The sequence below is a fragment of the Lentzea aerocolonigenes genome (assembly GCF_000974445.1).
GTDB classification, from domain to species: Bacteria; Actinomycetota; Actinomycetes; order Mycobacteriales; family Pseudonocardiaceae; genus Lentzea; species Lentzea aerocolonigenes.
This window is the reverse complement of sequence record NZ_BBOJ01000007.1, coordinates 392342-408684: the sequence shown is the minus strand read 5'-3', so window position 1 is coordinate 408684 and position 16343 is coordinate 392342. Positions and strand designations below refer to the sequence as shown.

General features: G+C 70.5%; 14 protein-coding genes. 8 read left to right on the top strand and 6 right to left on the bottom strand.

Annotation, left to right across the window (positions count from 1 at the left end):
• Positions 1–3: 3 nt before the first annotated feature.
• Positions 4–3159, top strand: coding sequence for an AfsR/SARP family transcriptional regulator (locus AOM45_RS16385; RefSeq protein ID WP_174517910.1), 3156 nt, complete (start codon positions 4–6; stop codon positions 3157–3159).
• Here AOM45_RS16385 and AOM45_RS16380 read toward each other — a convergent pair.
• On the bottom strand, positions 3156–3602 hold the full coding sequence (locus AOM45_RS16380) for a hypothetical protein (protein WP_051784191.1): 447 nt from the start codon (positions 3600–3602) through the stop codon (positions 3156–3158). The two genes, AOM45_RS16385 and AOM45_RS16380, sit on opposite strands and share 4 nt — an antisense overlap.
• A gap of 152 nt (positions 3603–3754) precedes the next feature.
• Here AOM45_RS16380 and AOM45_RS16375 point away from each other — a divergent pair, with 152 nt between their 5' ends.
• The 7 genes from AOM45_RS16375 to AOM45_RS16345 all read left to right on the top strand — a co-directional run bounded on the left by AOM45_RS16375 (position 3755) and on the right by AOM45_RS16345 (position 9569).
• Positions 3755–4624: a DUF4394 domain-containing protein gene (locus AOM45_RS16375; protein WP_030470512.1), complete on the top strand. Its 870-nt coding sequence runs from the start codon at positions 3755–3757 to the stop codon at positions 4622–4624.
• Between the two features lie 80 nt (positions 4625–4704).
• Positions 4705–5571 (top strand): DUF4394 domain-containing protein, encoded by an 867-nt coding sequence (locus AOM45_RS16370; RefSeq protein ID WP_030470513.1) that lies wholly within the window; start codon positions 4705–4707, stop codon positions 5569–5571.
• A 262-nt stretch (positions 5572–5833) separates the two neighbouring features.
• Positions 5834–6592 (top strand): thermonuclease family protein, encoded by a 759-nt coding sequence (locus AOM45_RS16365; RefSeq protein ID WP_030470514.1) that lies wholly within the window; start codon positions 5834–5836, stop codon positions 6590–6592.
• Positions 6582–7091, top strand: a complete 510-nt coding sequence (locus AOM45_RS16360) for a hypothetical protein (RefSeq protein WP_030470515.1) — start codon at positions 6582–6584, stop codon at positions 7089–7091. Before AOM45_RS16365 ends, AOM45_RS16360 begins: the two co-directional genes overlap by 11 nt.
• A 228-nt stretch (positions 7092–7319) precedes the next feature.
• Positions 7320–7973: a polysaccharide deacetylase family protein gene (locus tag AOM45_RS16355; protein ID WP_035912023.1), complete on the top strand. Its 654-nt coding sequence runs from the start codon at positions 7320–7322 to the stop codon at positions 7971–7973.
• Positions 7974–7995: 22 nt separating this feature from the next.
• Positions 7996–8739 (top strand): class I SAM-dependent methyltransferase, encoded by a 744-nt coding sequence (locus tag AOM45_RS16350; protein ID WP_030470517.1) that lies wholly within the window; start codon positions 7996–7998, stop codon positions 8737–8739.
• A gap of 5 nt (positions 8740–8744) precedes the next feature.
• Complete coding sequence (locus tag AOM45_RS16345) at positions 8745–9569, top strand: SCO6745 family protein (RefSeq protein ID WP_030470518.1); 825 nt, start codon at positions 8745–8747, stop codon at positions 9567–9569.
• Position 9570: 1 nt separating this feature from the next.
• Here the strand turns inward: AOM45_RS16345 and AOM45_RS16340 are convergent, their stop codons facing one another.
• Genes AOM45_RS16340 through AOM45_RS16320 form a run of 5 tightly spaced genes read right to left on the bottom strand, consistent with a single transcriptional unit; the run spans position 9571 to position 16343 of the window.
• Positions 9571–10383, bottom strand: coding sequence for a LacI family DNA-binding transcriptional regulator (locus AOM45_RS16340; protein ID WP_035912025.1), 813 nt, complete (start codon positions 10381–10383; stop codon positions 9571–9573).
• Complete coding sequence (locus AOM45_RS16335) at positions 10380–12830, bottom strand: glycoside hydrolase family 2 protein (RefSeq protein WP_030470520.1); 2451 nt, start codon at positions 12828–12830, stop codon at positions 10380–10382. The genes AOM45_RS16340 and AOM45_RS16335 overlap by 4 nt, the downstream gene beginning before the upstream one ends.
• Entirely contained in the window at positions 12827–13582 is a 756-nt protein-coding gene (locus tag AOM45_RS16330) for an ABC transporter ATP-binding protein (RefSeq protein ID WP_030470521.1), read from the bottom strand. The genes AOM45_RS16335 and AOM45_RS16330 overlap by 4 nt, the downstream gene beginning before the upstream one ends.
• Entirely contained in the window at positions 13579–15348 is a 1770-nt protein-coding gene (locus AOM45_RS16325; RefSeq protein ID WP_030470522.1) for a dipeptide/oligopeptide/nickel ABC transporter permease/ATP-binding protein, read from the bottom strand. Before AOM45_RS16325 ends, AOM45_RS16330 begins: the two co-directional genes overlap by 4 nt.
• On the bottom strand, positions 15345–16343 hold the full coding sequence (locus tag AOM45_RS16320; protein WP_030470523.1) for an ABC transporter permease: 999 nt from the start codon (positions 16341–16343) through the stop codon (positions 15345–15347). Before AOM45_RS16320 ends, AOM45_RS16325 begins: the two co-directional genes overlap by 4 nt.

Genomic DNA, 16343 nt, shown 5'->3' with positions numbered 1-16343 from the left:
GCGATGAGCTCTGTGCGGATCCAGGTGCTGGGTTCGACGCGGGCGTGGAACGGCAGGACGGAGATCGAGCTCGGTCCGCCAGGACGACGGGCCGTGCTGGGACTTCTCGTGCTCGCAGAAGGGGAACCGGTGGCCACCGGGTCGCTGGTGGACGCGCTGTGGGGCGACCGGCCACCACCGAGTGCCGTGAACGTCCTGCAGACGCACGTCAAACACCTGCGCCGGTTGCTGGAGCCCGGCCGTTCGGCACGGTCGGGCAGCGGGGTCCTGCCGTTCGCGAACGGCGGCTACGCGGTGAACCCGGACGCGGTGGACGTCGACCTGGTGGCGTTCCGCCGCCTCGTCGCGGAGGCGAACGACGCCTACCGCGACGGCGACTGGGACCGTGCCGCGGCCGGGCTGGGCACGGCGCTGAAGATGTGGCACGGCAGGCCGTTCGCGGATCTTCCCGTGCTCGCCACGCATCCGAAGGTCGTGTCGCTCGTGGCGGTGCACCGGGAGGCGCTCGCCCGCCAAGGCGACGCGATGATCGCGATCGGGTCCGCGGCGGACGTGCTCGCCGACATCGCCGAGGCGGCAGCCGACCAGCCGCTGGACGAACCCGCACAGGCGCGCCTGATCCGGGCCTACCACGCCGTCGGTCGTCGTGCCGCGGCCTTCCAGGTCTACCACGAGGCCCGTGCCCGGCTCGTGGAGGAGCTCGGCATCGACCCAGGGCCGGAACTGCGCGCGGCACACGCGACCTTGCTGCACGACACCGACTTCGGTGGCGCCGAGAACGCCGCCACGCGGGCCAGGGCCGTGCCGCGCGTGCCGAGACAGCTGCCGGCGCACCCTCCCGGGTTCACCGGGCGGACGGCTCAAGTGTCCACATTGGATTCCCTGGTTCCGGTGAGCGGGCGTTCCGTCGACGCCGTGACGATCGCCGCGATCTCCGGCACCGCGGGCGTCGGGAAGACCGCGCTGGCCGTGCACTGGGCGCACCGCGTCGCGGACCGGTTCCCGGACGGGCAGCTCTACGCGAACCTGCGCGGGCACTCCAGGGGCGGGGCGGCGGCGCCACTGGAGGTGCTCACCCAGTTCCTCACCGCGCTGGAGGTTCCCGCCGAGCGCGTGCCCGTCGACGTGGACGCCGCGTCGGCCATGTTCCGGACGCTGACGACCGACCGGAAGGTGCTGGTGCTGCTCGACAACGCCGCCGACCCTGACCAGGTCCGCCCGCTGTTGCCGGCGGGCTCCGCGTGCCTGGTCGTGGTGACCTGCCGTGATCGGATGACCGGTCTGGTCGCCTCGCACGGCGCCCGTCAGGTGACGCTCGACGTGCTGAGTCCCACGGACGCCCTGGAGCTGCTGGCGAGTGTGCTCGGGCCGGAGCGGATCCGGGCGGAACCGGTGGCGGCGGCCGACTTCGCCGAGCTGTGCGCCCACCTGCCGCTCGCGTTGCGGATCGCGGCCGCCAACCTCGCCGACCACCCCGGCCGCGGGATCGACGACCACGTGGCCGAGCTGAGGCGGGGCAACCTGTTGACGGCCCTCGCGGTGCCGGGCGACGAGCACACGGCGGTCCGCACGGCCTTCGACCTCTCCTACGCCGCGTTGCCCGCGCAGGCGCAACGGTTGTTCCGCCTGCTGAGCCTCCTGCCGGGCAGCGACACCGGGACGGAGGCCGTCGCGGTCCTCGCCGGGGCGGAACCCGAGCAGGCGGCGCGGTTGCTGGACCGGCTCGCCGCCGCGCACCTCGTCGAGTTCCACGTCCCCGGCCGCTACAGCTTTCACGACCTGCTCCGGCTCTACGCGGCCGAGCAGGCGGCGCGCCACGAGACGGAGGAGGATCGCGCGGCCGCTCTCCAGCGTTTGTACGACTGGTACCTGTGCGCTGTGGACGCCGCGGCCCGGTTGCTCTACCCGCACATGCTGAGGCTGCCGCTACCGCCGCTCCTGGTACGGCCACCGGCGGGCGTCACCGGACCGGCGGAGGCCGCGAACTGGCTCGACTCCGAACGCGCCAACCTCGTCGCGGCGGTCAGGAGCGCGGCGAAAGGCGGGCCGCGGGCCACGGCGTGGTTGCTCGCCGACGCGCTCCGGGGCTACTTCTGGATGTCCAGCCGGCGCGTCGACTGGCTCGCCACCGCACAGTCGGCGCTGGCCGCGGCCGAGGAGTCCGGCGAGCCCCGCCCGCAGGCCGCCGCGAGGCTGAGCCTGGCCGACCTGTACTTCCGGCAGGGCAGGTACCAGGACGCCGTCCGGCACTACACCCACGCACGACTGCTTGCGCGGCAGGCGGAGTGGGCGGCGGCCGGCGCCGCCGTGCTGGGCAACCTCGGGTGCGTCTACTGGCAGTCGGGGCGGCTCGCCGCAGCGGCCGCGCGCTTCGCGAGGTGCCTCGCGCTGAGCAGGAGCATCGGCCAGCCCGCGGGTGAGGCCGTCGCGCTCGGGAACCTCGGCCTCGTCCACTGGGAGATGGGCAGGCTGGAGCAGGCGGCCGAGCACTACACCCTGGCGCTGAGCCGGTACCGGCAGATCGGGTCGCGGTACGGCGAAGCGATCAACCTCGGCAACCTCGGCCACACGCAACGCGCCCGCGGACTGCCCGTCGAAGCGGCCGAGCTGCTCACCCGCGCTCTCGCCCTGCACCAGGAGAGCGGCAACCGTGGCGGTGAGGCCCAGACCCGCGGCAGGCTGGCCGCGACGTGCGGTGACCTCGGCCGCGCGGCAGAGGCGCTGGAGCACGCCCGCACGGGACTCTTCCTGGCCCAGGAGGCCGGTGATCCCCGGACCGAGGTGGAAGCGCTCGCCGCACTGGCGGCCGTCGACCACCGGCTCGGTCACCGCACGGACGCGATCCGGCACTACCGCCAGGCACTCGACCTCGTCCGCAACACCGGGGACAGGTATCCCGAGATCGACATCCTCATCGGTCTCGCCACCGTCACCGCCGACCCCGCTCTCGCCCGGCAGGCTCTCGCGCTGGCGCGGAACGCGGGCTACCGCGCGCTGGAGGGCCAAGCCCTGACGGCGGTCGCCGGCATCCTGCTCGCGTCGGGCAATCCCCGCGACGGCACCGATCACGCGTTCCAGGCGCTCGCCGTGCACCGGGAGACCGGCCACCGGCAGGCGGAGGCGGCCACTCTCGCGGTGTTGCGGCGGGCACGGCGCTAGTTCTCGACGAGGTCGCCGATTCCCTTGCGCAGCACGGTGCTGGTGCCGTCCGGCCGAACGGTGATGACACCCCACGGGTTCACGCTGCCCGGCTTGCCGGCGCCGTCCTTGCAGGACAGTTCGACCATGTTGAACGAGTCCCAGGCCCCGCTGCCGTCCGGAACAGGTGTCTTCGACTCCTCCTGGTTCGCCACCCAGACGCACGTGCTGCCGTCCTCCTCGTGGGCGATGTGCTGGGTGATGCCGGTGATCCGTCCGCCCTCCACGCACCAGGAGACGTGGTAGGTGTAGCTCCACCTGCCGGGATCTGTGAGATGCACCGGCGCGGACGTCAGCACCGGCGTCGAGCACGTCGTCTCGGTCGCGCCGGTCGCGGTGCCCGTGGTGAGCGAGATCCCCGCGACGACCGCCGCCAGGCCCACCGCTGCCACCCTGACCTTCATGGCGCCCCCTCGAGTACGTGTGCCTGCACTGTGGTGCCTGCTCGCGGGTGACCGCAAGAGGCCGGCGCGCCACGTCCAACCGACGTCCAATCGACGTCCAGTCCAGCCCAATAGCTTGTGTCGCAAGGTGATTCCACAGGGAATGAGGGCTGATGAACGTTCGAACCAAGCGGGTTGCCGCCGCGGCCGCGGTGGTCGCGTCGGTGGTGGCCGCCACGCTGGCGGGGAGCACCGCGGGCCACGCCGCTCCGGCCGCGGGTCTGCGCGCGTTCGGGATCTCGGCGGACGGCAAGGTGATGGCGACGTTCACGACGGACAAGCCGCAGGTGCTGGACTGGGTGAGACAGATCCAGGGCTTCTCGGGTGACACGGCGGCGATCGGGCTGGACTTCCGGGTTCAGGACGGGTTGATGTACCTGGTGGGCAACAAGGGTGGCATCTACTCCGTTCGGCTGCCCAACCTGCCGTCACAGCCGGACCCGGTCGTCACCAAGGTCTCGCAGCTGACGGTCTCGCTGCAGGGCACGAACTTCGGGGTGGACTTCAACCCGGCGGCCGACCGGCTCCGGGTGGTCGGTGACAACGGCCAGAACCTGCGCCACGACCTCAACACGCACACCACCGTCGCGGACACCGCTCTTTCCACCCCGCCCACGACGGGATCGACCAAGGGCGTCACCGCGGCGGCGTACACGAACAACGACCTCGACCCCGGCACGGCGACCACGTTGTTCGACATCGGCACCACGAGCGACCAGGTGCTCATCCAGTCGCCCGCCAACAACGGAACTCTGGCGCCGACCGGCAGCCTCACCGTGGACGCCGGTGCCAACGCGGGCTTCGACATCTACAGCACGTTGAGCGGTGGCAAGGCCGTGTCGGTGGCCGGGTTCGCCACTCTCGTCGCACCGAACGGCTCGTCGTCGTTGTACAGCGTGAACCTGTTGAACGGCACGGCGACCAGCATCGGGCAGTTCCCGCTGGCGATCACCGACCTGGCCGTCTCGCTGACCGGGAGCTGATCTTCCCCGCGCGTCCAGTAGATGTCCAGACCTGTCGAATAGCTTGTGCCGCAAGGTTCTTCGCACAGGGGAGTGGGCTGATGAAGGCGCGGATCAAGCGGGGAGTCGCTGCGGCGGCCGTGGTGGTGTCGATGGCCGCGGCCGTCGTGGCGAGCGGCGGGAGCAGTGTCGCTCAGCCTTCCGGACTGCGAGCGTTCGGAATTTCGGCGGACGGCACGTTGATGGTGACGTTCACGACGGACAAGCCGCAGGTGCTGGACTGGGTGCGACAGATCCAGGGTTTTTCCGGTGACACGGCGGCGATCGGGCTGGACTTCCGGGTTCAGGACGGGTTGATGTACCTGGTGGGCAACAAGGGCGGCATCTACTCCGTCAAGCTGCCCAACCCGCCGTCGCAGCCCGACCCGGTCATCACCAAGGTCTCGCAGCTGACCGTCCCGTTGTACGGCACGAACTTCGGGGTGGACTTCAACCCGGCGGCCGACCGGCTCCGGGTGGTCGGCGACACCGGTCAGAACCTCCGGCACAACCTCGGCGACAACACCACGACCGAGGACGCCTTCCTGTCCACCCCGCCCGCCCTCGGGCCGACCAGGGGTGTCACGGCGGTCGCGTACACGAACAACGACCTCGACCCCGGCACCGCGACCACGTTGTTCGACATCGGCACGGCCACCGACGAGGTGCTCGTCCAGTCACCGGCGAACAACGGCCTGCTGGCCGCCACCGGCAAGCTGGGTGTGGACGCCGGTGCCAACGCGGGCTTCGACATCTTCAGCACGCTGAGCGGTGGGAAAGCGGTCTCCTCGGCGGGGTTCGCGACCCTGGTCGCGCCGAACGGCTCGGCGTCGTTGTACACCGTGAACCTGCTGAGCGGCGCGGCGACCGTCGTCGGCCAGTTCCCGCTGGCGATCGCCGACCTGGCCGTTTCGCTCAACGGATACTGACTTTCCTCTTCCAGGGGACGAGAGCACCATCCGGTCACGGGTGGTGCTCTCCGAACGTGTGCGGAAGCAATAACACGGCGTTCTGTGAAACATAGGCGGTTGATCGATTGAACATTTCCGGCGGACCTCCCGTATACCAGACCGTACGACTCTCACGGATCGGGAACCGCCCTTGCCGAGCACATCAGAGTCCACCACGACGCGGCCGGGGGCCGTCCGCCGTTTCTGGTGGCACACCAGCCAGCCCACCAGGCTCACGATCATGGGCCTCGGGGTTCTGACCGCGCTCGCCACGACGGGTGCGGCCGGGTTCATGAACGCCGACGTCCCGGCGAAGGACGTCGCGCCCCGGGAGGCCCTGCACCGGGGTGACTCCTTCGAGGTGACGGTCCACAGCGTGTCCGATGTGGATCGGTTCGAAGGCGTGGAGCCCGCCACCGGACTCTTCTTCCACGCTCGGGTCGCCGGGGTGCGCCCCGCGGGGCAGTGCTGGGTGTCGGAGTCCCTCGCCGCCGCCCGGAACCTGTTGCTGGGCAAGAACGTGCGGCTCACCGTCAGGAAGGACGCCGGGTCCGGGGACGATCGGATCGCGGTCGACGTGCGGCTGCCGGACGGGGCGGACTACGCGCAGACCGTGGTGGGCGACGGCGTGGTGCCGGCGGACCTGTCGGCCCGTGACGAGCTCGCGCCCGTCGAAGCCGCGGCTCGCCAGCAACATCGCGGTCTGTGGTCGGTCGGGTGCGCTCCGGGTGCGGTGACGACCTCCAGCACGCCGTCCTCGACCTCGTCGTCTCCGGCGCCGACCACGACGACGACCACCCCGCCCGTGCCGGGAACGTCCGAATCGCCTGAGCCCGAGGAGCCGGAGACCACCACGACGACGTCCGAGACGACGCTGACCGGCATCCTGCTGGGCCGGCGGTGCTCCGAGGAAGGTGCGCGGAAGAAGTCTCCGAGCGGCGAGGAGATGGTCTGTGCCCGCAACGGCAAGAACCAGCTGAGGTGGCGGCGTGCCGACTGACAGCAGCATCGATCTGTTCAGCAAGCCCGCCGCCGGTCTGGTGCCCGGTCTCGGCGACGGCAGGCCGCCGCGCGGGCTGACCAAGGCGGGCTGGGTGCGCACGACGGGATGGCTCCAGGTCGGCCACCACCCGGTGAGCTCGGCGCACATCGCGGCGTTCGCAGGACTGCTGTGGTCGTTGGTCGGCGCGGCCGTGGTGGTCACCAGCAGGCCGGTCGTCGCGGGTGTCCTGGTGATCACGACCCCCGCGGTGTGCGGCGTCTCGTGGTGGCTGTTCACCGTGCTCGTGCGGCCGGCTTCGTCCGCGCGCAACACCGGGACCAAGCGGGCCGACGAACTCACGCCGGGTGACCTGATCCGGCTGTACGGCACGATCGGGCCGGTCGGTCAGGTGGTCGCGGTGACGTCGGGGGAGGAGCTCCTGGTCACGTTGCACGGCGGCTGGCACCGGACGTGGGCGCGCGACCACGTGCTGCACGTCGTGGAGCTGCTCAGCTGAGGCGTTCGACGCGTTCGAAACTCGTGAAGATGTCAATCGGTTCACCCCGGACGTGCCGAGTGGTCCGATGTGGACATTCGGTCGAGTCGAACAGTCGAACGTCCGTCGAATTCAATCGAATGCACGCCCTCCTTGCCGTGCGCGCTAAAGTGCTTGTGGCTGACCGAAAACGCCAGTTCTCCGCCGCCTTTCCGTGAATGCGCACAGGCATTGAAGGAGATCTCTCTCGTGCACACCAGATTCCTCGCCGCCGTCGTGCTGGCCGCGGCGAGCGTCGTCGGCTCGGGCCAGGCGAACGCCGCCGCCTGCAACGGGTACGTCGGGCTCACCTTCGACGACGGCCCCACGACCAAGACGCAGAGCCTGCTCAACGCACTGCGGCAGAACGGCCTGCGCGCCACCATGTTCAACGTGGGCCAGGCAGCCGCGGCCAATCCCGCGCTGGTCCGCGCGCAGGTGAGCGCCGGCATGTGGGTCGGCAACCACAGCTACACCCACCCGCACCTGGACCAGATGGCCAGGGCGCAGGTCGACTCGGAGATCTCCCGCACCCAGCGGGCGATCTCCGCCGCCGGTGGTGGCACGCCGAGGCTGTTCCGTCCCCCGTACGGCGGGACGAACGCGACGGTGCAGTCCGTCGCGACCCAGTACGGCCTGCGGCAGATCCTCTGGGACGTCGACTCGCAGGACTGGAACAACGCGAGCGTCGACGCGATCGTGCAGGCGAACGGCAGACTCACCAACGGCCAGGTGATCCTCATGCACGACGGCCCGGCCAACACGCTCACCGCGATTCCCCGCATCGCACAGGTGCTGGCGAGCCGCGGCCTGTGCGCGGGCATGATCTCCCCGCAGACCGGGCGAGCGGTGGCGCCCGCCTGATCGGTTCGTGCACAGTGGAACCATGGGGAACCGGAGCGCGTGGGAAGCCGCGTCGGACAAGTACGTCCAGGAACACCAGGAACTTCTCGACCAGGCCAGGAACTCCTCGTCCCTGGCCGCGGTCGAGCTGGAGGTGCTGCGGCCGTTGCTGGCGGAGTCGCCTGCCGTGGTGCACCTGCAGAGCGGCCACGGCCTGGACGACCTCGCACTCGTCGCGGAGGGCGCCCGGTCCGTGGTCGGCGTCGACTTCAGCTCCGTCACGGCCAAGGCCGCGCAACTCAGAGCGGACGAGCTGGGCGTCAACTGCCGGTACGTGATCGCGGAGCTGCCCGGAGCGCCGCTGCGGGACGGCTGCGCCGATCTCGTCTACACCGGCAAGGGCGCGTTGATCTGGTTGCCGGACCTCGGTTCCTGGGCCGAGGACGTCGTACGGTTGCTGCGGCCGGGCGGGCACCTGTTCGTGCTCGAGGCACACCCCTTGGTGCCGCTGTGGACGTGGGACGAGGACGAGCCCAGGATCCGCCCCGACCGCGGGTACTTCGAGCGGTCCCACGTCAACGACACCTTTCCCGCAGGCGGCGCGGTGGAGTACCAGGCGACGCTGGCCGGGATCGTCACCGCGGTGCTCGGCGCCGGGCTGGAGCTGCGGCACGTGGCCGAGCACGCGGAGCCGTTCTTCCGGTGGGGCGACCTTGACGCGGCGGCGTGGCGGGGAAGGCTGCCGAACACGTTCACGTTGCTCGCCCGCAAGCCGATGGCACGATGAAGGCCATGTCTCGCACCGCTCGTCGCATGCACGAGCTCCTGGAACCGATCTGCCTGGTCACGTTCTTCGCCGACGAGTGCAACGAGGAACTGGCCGCGCTCGGCCACCGCACCTACTGGGACGGGTACTTCGCGAGCCGCGCCGCACCGCTGGGACGGGTCTCGGCGGAGGTCGTGCACGCGGCGTTCTACAACTTCGCCGACGGTGAGGCCGCGCGGCACATCCCGAGCGCGTGGGAGACGATCCCGCCCGAGGCGTCCGTCGCCGCGCGGGAACGGGGCAGCGCGGCCTCCCTGCGCCGCATCCTCGGCGACCTCGCCGGCACCCCTGGCCTGGTGCGCGCCGCCGACCTGACGACGAAGGCCGCGACGAGCGCGCCCATGGAAGGCAGGGTGATGTACGCGGGGATGCGCACTGTCGAGGTGCCGAGCGATCCTGTCGCCCGGCTCTGGCACTCCGCGACCATGTTGCGCGAACACCGCGGTGACGGGCACATCGCCGCTCTCGTCGGCGCGCGCGTCGGCGGCACGGAGGCGCACGTGCTCTCCGCCATCGCCATGGGCATCCACCCGCCGGAGTCGTTCGGGCGCATCCACCACCTGCCGAAGAAGCGGCTCGCCGAAGTGATGGAGGGCCTGCGCAAGCGCGGGGTCGTCGACGCGGACGGCCGGTTCACCGACGCCGGTCGTGAGCTCCAGCAACGGATCGAAGCCCTCACCGACGAGCTCGCGGAGGCACCGTACGAGGCGCTCACTCCCGCCGAGCTCGACGAGTTGGTCGCGGAGCTCGAACCGATCAGCGCGAGGCTGGTGGAAACCGGATCGCAGTGAGCTACGGGGCCGCTGCCGTGGTGCCGCGCGCAACGTAGTGCGCGGCGGGAGACCAGCGCACCGTCACGGGAAGACCGTCGACGCATTCCAGCACCGACTCCGCCACCAGCACACCGAACTGGTGCACGTCCACGCTCATCGTCGTCAGCGCAGGGGTTGCCAAGCGGCACAACGTCGAGTCGTCCCACGCGACGAGGCTGAGCTGCGACGGCACCGCCACACCGGACGACGTGGCCGCGGCCAGACCCGCCACGGCCATCACGTCGTTGTCGTAGAGGATCGCGGTGGGCGGGTCCGCGAGGTTCAGCAGCGCGGTGGTCAGCTTGGCGCCCGCCTCCTCGGAGTAGTCGCCCTCGACGATCACGGCCTCCGGGCAGCGCGAGAGCAACGCGGCCGTGCGTGCCTGCGTGTGCTGCAGGGCGGACGGCCCGGTGACCCTCGCGATCCGCCGGTGGCCCAGGTCCAGCAGGTGACCCAGGGCTTCCAGCACCGGGCCGCGGTGATCGGTGCGGACGTCGGGCAACCCGCCGCCGTCCCCGACGACGACGGCGGGAAGTCCCAGTTCCCGCACCACGGCCGGGCGCGGGTCGTCCACCACCGGGTTCACCACCACGGTCGCGTCGACCAGGCCGCGCGCCGCCCAGCGGCGGTACGCGGCGATCTCGGCCTCGTGGTCAGCCACCACGTGCAGCAGCACCGAGAGGTCGCGTTCGGCGAGCCGTTCCTCGATCCCCGCGATGAACTCCATGAAGAACGGCTCGACGCCCAGCAGCCGCGCGGGCCTGGCCAGCACGAGCCCGACCGCGCCGATCACGACCCGACCGCGCCGAGATCGTTGGCACAGCGCAGCACCAGCGGGTCGGTGAAGGCCGCGGGATCGACGGTGGCGCCGGTGCGGATGCCGAAGACGCGGACCTCTCCGGCGAGCATCGGCACGAGCATGTCGTCCACGACGGCGTCGGGCGCGACCCGGTCGGCCAGGATCGCCACGTCCTGGGCGAACGAGTCGGCGCGCACCTCCACCTCGTACCCGCCGCGCACCGCTTCTGCGCGCGCGTCGAGAGGCCTCGGGTGGTAGGCGAGCTGCGAGTCGGGCAGGAACGGCAGGATCGCGCGGGCCTCGGCGGTGGTCGCCACCATCACCTCCGCATCCGCGTTCACCGGCTGCCGCAGCGGTTCGTCGAGGTAGAGCTCGACAACCGACCGGGGCGGCACCTTCCGGCGCAGTCTGGTCAGGTGCAGGGTAACGCCCCGGAAGCTCTGCCGGTCGAGGGTGATGTGCGCGTCCCACGGCTCGTCGTGGTCGTTCACGGCGACGAGGACGAGCCGGCCGTCTCGCGGCTGGAAGGTCAGCAGCCGCGGCGCGAACGCGTGCCGCAGCCCGTACCACAACGGCTTGAGGCGTTCCTCGCTGTCGATCGCCGCCCACGACGTCACCGGCCAGCAGTCGTTGAGCTGCCAGACGACCGCGCCCGCCGTGCGCGGCCACCACGAGCGGAAGTGCTCGATGCCGAAGCTCACCGCGCGTGCCTGGTTGAGCTGCGTCGCCCAGTGCCAGTCCGGGAACTCCTCCGGCACGGGCAGGTGTGCCGCCAGGCCGCGGTCGAGCTTGCCGTTGCCGTCCTCGGCCTTCTGGTGCGTCAGGAAGCTCGGTGACGTCGGCGTCAGCGGCTGGTCGTGGATCCAGCGGGTCAGCGTCGACCACGTCGGCGGGCCCTGGAAGCCGAACTCCGCGCAGAACCGGGGCACGTGGTCGCGGTAGTGCGTGTAGTCGACCTCGTTCCAGACCTGCCACTCGTGCCGGGTGCCGTGGTTCTCGTCGTTCGGGTGCAGGCCCTCGACCGGGCTGTACGGGCTGCTGGGGCAGTAGAACCGGGTCGGGTCGAGCTCGGCGACGATCCCCGGCAGCAGCTCGTCGTAGTAACCGAGGCCCCAGGTCCTGCCCTCCAGCTGCCACGGCCAGCCCCAGTCGGCGAAGCCCCACAGGTTCTCGTTGCCGCCGTTCCACAGCGCGAGCGAGGCGTGCGACATCAGGCGCGAGACGTTCTCGCGGGCCTCGGCCTCCAACTCGCCGCGCACCGGTTCTTCCTCGGGGTACGCGGCGCACGCGAGCGGGAAGTCCTGCCACACCAGGACACCGCGCGCGTCGCAGATGTCGTAGAAGTCGTCGGACTCGTAGATCCCGCCACCCCACACGCGCAGCAGGTTGACGTGCGCGCCCAGGGCCTGGTCGACGCGCCGCGCCAGCCGTTCGGGAGTGATCCTGGTCAGGAAGTGGTCGTCGGGAATCCAGTTGGCGCCCTTGACGAAGACGGGTTTGGAGTTCACCACCACGGTGAACGGCGTGCCGATCTCGTCGGGTGTCGTGTCCACGACGATCGTGCGGAACCCGATCCGCCGGCGCACGACGTCCACAACGGACGATCGCGCGTGCAGTGCCACATCCAGGTCGTAGAGCGGTTGGTCACCGTATCCCGCCGGCCACCACAGGTCGACGTCCGGGACGTCGACGCGGGCCACCACGGTCTCCTGCCCGGCGGGGACGGCGACGGTGTGCTCGCGCGAGCCGACGGCGATGTGCAGCGTCAGGTCCTCCTGCGCGGCCCACTCCAGGTCGGTGTGCAGTTCGACGTGTCCGGTCCCGTCCGGCGAGACGGTCACGACCGGCCGCACCCCGGCGAGCCGCGCGGTGTGCCAGCGCTCCAGCCGCACCGGCCGCCAGATGCCGGTGGTCTGCAGGTCAGGGCCCCAGTCCCAGCCGAAGCTGCACGCCATCTTGCGGATCATGTTGAACGGGTGGGCGTTCACGTGGGCGCGGGGTCCGAGACCGGCCTCGACCTTTTCGGCGTGCGCCAGGGCGGACGAGAACGACACCGTGAGGTCGTTGCCGCCGTCGAACAGGAACTCGCGGACGTCGAACCGGTAGGTCCGGTGCATGTTCGCGGTGTGGCCGAGGACGTGTCCGTTGAGCCGCACGGTCGCCATGGTGTCGAGGCCGTCGAACACGAGGTCGACGCGCTGGTCCGACGTGACCGCGGCGGCGAGGAACGTGGTGCTGTAGCGCCAGTCCGTGCGGTGCATCCAGGTCAGCTCGGTCTCGGCCCGGTCGAGGAACGGGTCGGTGATCAGCCCGGACGCGAGCAGGTCGAGGTGGGTGCTGCCGGGCACGGTCGCGGGCACCGTCCTGCCCCTGATGTTGTCCGGCACCTCGTTCGTCGTCGCGGTCAGCTGCCAGCCGTCGTGCAGGTGTTGGCGGATCAAGGCTGTCCTCCCTGGCGGAACCGGGCGTCCGGATCTGGTGCGGCGGCGGCGAGTTGTCGCGTGTACGGGGCTTCCGGACGGGTGAGCACCTCGTCGCTCGGCCCGTGCTCGACGATTCGGCCCCGGTGCATCACGAGCACCTCGTCGGAGAAGTGCCGTGCGGTGGCGAGGTCGTGCGTGATGTAGAGGACGGCGAGGTTCTCCTCGCGTTGCAGGCGGGCGAGCAGCTTGAGCACTCCCAGGCGGATCGAGACGTCCAGCATGGACACCGGCTCGTCGGCGATGATCACCTTGGCACCCGGTGCGAGCGCGCGGGCGATGGCGACCCGCTGCCGTTGCCCGCCGGACAGCTCGTGCGGCCGCCGGTGCGCGAAGTCCGGCGGGAGGCTGACCCGTTCCAGCAGGTGCGGTACCTCGGCGCGGGAACGCCCGTGCAGCCGCAGCGGCCGGACGAGGTGGTGTTCGACGGTGTGGAACGGGTTGAGCGAGGCGAACGGGTCCTGGAAGATCATCTGCACGTGGTCGCGATAGGCCTTGCGCGGCACCGGTTCGCCGTCGGAGGAGGTCAGCAGGATTTCGCCCGAGGTGGGGCGGACCAGCCGGGCGATCATCCTGGCGACCGTCGACTTGCCGGACCCGGACTCGCCGACCAGCGCCACCGTGCGGCCGGGCGTGAGGGTGAACGAGACGTTGTCGACCGCGCGGAGCTTGTGGAAGGTCTTGCTGAGGTTGCGGACTTCCAGTGTGGTCATCGGATCAGGGCTCCTCGGTCGTCGTTCAGGCCGGGGAACGACGCCAGCAGCTCCCGCGTGTACGGGTGTTGCGGCCGCAGGTACATCTCCTCGGCGTCCGCGTACTCGACGACCTCGCCGTCGCGCATCACCGCGATGCGGTCGCTCAGCTCCAGCAGCAACGGCAGATCGTGGGTGATGAACACGACCGCGAAGCTCAGCTCGTCGCGCAAACGCTTGATCTCGTTGAGGATCTCCCGTTGCACCAGCACGTCCAGCGCGGTGGTGGGTTCGTCCATGATCATCACCTGTGGGTCGAGCAGCAGCGCCATGGCGATCATGACGCGCTGCCGCATCCCGCCGGACAGCTCGTGCGGGAACGAACCGAGCCTGGCCGGGTCGACCCCGACGAGCCGGAGTACCTCCGCGCACCGCTTCTCGCGGTCCGAGGCCGGCATGCCGGGGCGGTGCGTGCGCAGGACGTCCTGGAGCTGCGCGCGGATCGGGGTGACCGGGTTCAGCGCGTTCATGGCGCCCTGGAACACCATGGAGAGCTTGACCCACCGGAACGCCCTGAGCTCCTCCGGTGCCAACGCCAGGACGTCGACGTCCTCGCCGTCGCGGTCGTGGAACGTGACCGAGCCCGACGTGACCTCGGCCGGCGGCCGGTGCAGGCGGTTGATCGCGTACGCGAGGGTCGTCTTGCCGCAGCCGGATTCCCCTGCCAGGCCGAGGATCTCGCCACGCCGCAACGTCAGCGACACGTCCTTGACCGCGTGCACGGGCGTGTCCGCCTGGTACACGACGTTGAGGTTCTTCACCGTCAGCACGGCGTCCTGCTCGGCGGCCGCGGTGTCCGTCTCGACCGCCACCACGTCCCGTGCGCGCCGGGCACGATCGCGCAGCTTGGGGTTGATGATCTCGTCGATGCTGAAGTTGATCAGCGCCAGCGCACCGCCGAACAGGGCGATGATCAGTCCAGGCGGGACGAACCACCACCACGCGTCCCGTTGCAGCGCGAAGCCGTTCTGGGCGTAGTAGAGCATCGTGCCGAGCGTCGACGAGTTGGCCGCGCCGAGCCCGAGGAACGACAGGCCCGCCTCGCTGAGGATGGCCAGCACGACGGCGAACACGAACTGCGAGGCGAGGATCGGCAACAGGTTCGGCAGGATCTCGACGCAGATCACCCGCCAGGTCTTCTCACCGGACACCCGCGCCGCGGCCACGTAGTCCCTGTTGCGCAACGACAACGTTTGCGCCCGCAGCACGCGGGCCGCCGCCGCCCACCCCGTGATCGCGAGGACCAGCGAGATCGTCCCCGTGCCGCGCTGGTCCGGCGGCACGAAGCCGGCGATGACGATGACCAGCGGCAGACCGGGGATCACCAGCATCACGTTGGAGAACAACGAGAAGATCTCGTCCACGACCCCGCCCGCGTACGCGCCGACGATGCCGAAGACGCCGGACAGCACGGTCGCCATGATCCCGACGAGCAGGCCGATCTGCAGCGACCCGCGGGTGGCGTGGGCCAGCTGGGCGAGGATGTCCTGGCCGGTGACCGTGGTGCCGAGGAGGTGTTCGCCGCCGGGCGGGGTGAGGCCGAAGTCCCTGATCGTGGCCGGGTCACCGGTGACGAGCGGCCCGATCAGTCCGAACAGGACGATCGCACCGGCCAGGCCGAGCCCGGTGCCCAGTTTGGGGGACCAGCGGGGCAGCAGGCCCCGCCAGCGGTTGCGCGATCTCGGGACTTCGGGCGCGACCTCGGTGAGCGGACTGAGGTTGGTCACGACACCACGCTCCGATCCCTGGTCCTGGCGTCGATCAGCCCGTACAGCAGGTCCACGACCAGGTTGGCGCCCAGCACCGCGATCGTGATCACCAGGAAGATGCCCTGCATCAGCGCGTAGTCGTTGTTCTGCACGGCCTGCAGCAGCTTCGACCCGATGCCGGGGTAGGAGAACACCAGCTCCGTGACGATCGACCCGGACACCACGAACCCGAGCGAGATCGCGAACCCGGCGACGGAGGGCAGCACGGCGTTGCGGGCCGCGTACCGGATCATGATCCGGCTGTCCTTGAGCCCCTTCGCGCGTGCGGTCAGCACATAGTCCTCGGACATCGCCGAGACCATCATGTTGCGCATTCCGAGCAGCCACCCGCCGACCGAGGAGATCACGATCGTCAGCGCGGGCAGGATGCCGTGGTAGATGGCCGATCCGATGAACTCACCGCTCCAACCCGGATCGAGAACGACGTCGTAGCCGCCGTTGAGCGGGAACCAGCCCAGCCCGGTCGACAGCAGCGCGACCAGGATGAGGGCCAGCCAGAAGTACGGCACCGCGGACAGCACGGTGGTCGCGGGCACCAGCGCGTCGAGCCAGGTGCCGCGCTTCCAGCCGACGAGCGCGCCGAGCCCGACGCCGAGCAGGAACGACAGCAGCGTCGCGAGCCCGACCAGCACGACGGTCCACGGCAGCGAGTCCGCGATCACGTCGGAGACCTTCGCCGGGAACGCGCTGACGGACACGCCCAGGTCACCGCGCAGCAGGTTGCCCAGATAGGCGACGTACTCGCTGAAGACCGAGCCGCCGCCACCCGTGCCGAGCAGTGTTTCGTAGGCCTGGCGGGCGGCGGGGTCCACGCTTCCGCCGCGTTGCTGCAGCTTCGCCATCAGGATGTCGACCGGGTTGCCCGGCAGCATTCTGGGGATGACGAAGTTCAGCGTGACCGCCGCCCACAAGGCCGCCAGGTAGAAGGCGGCCTTGCGCACGTAGTAGTTCAT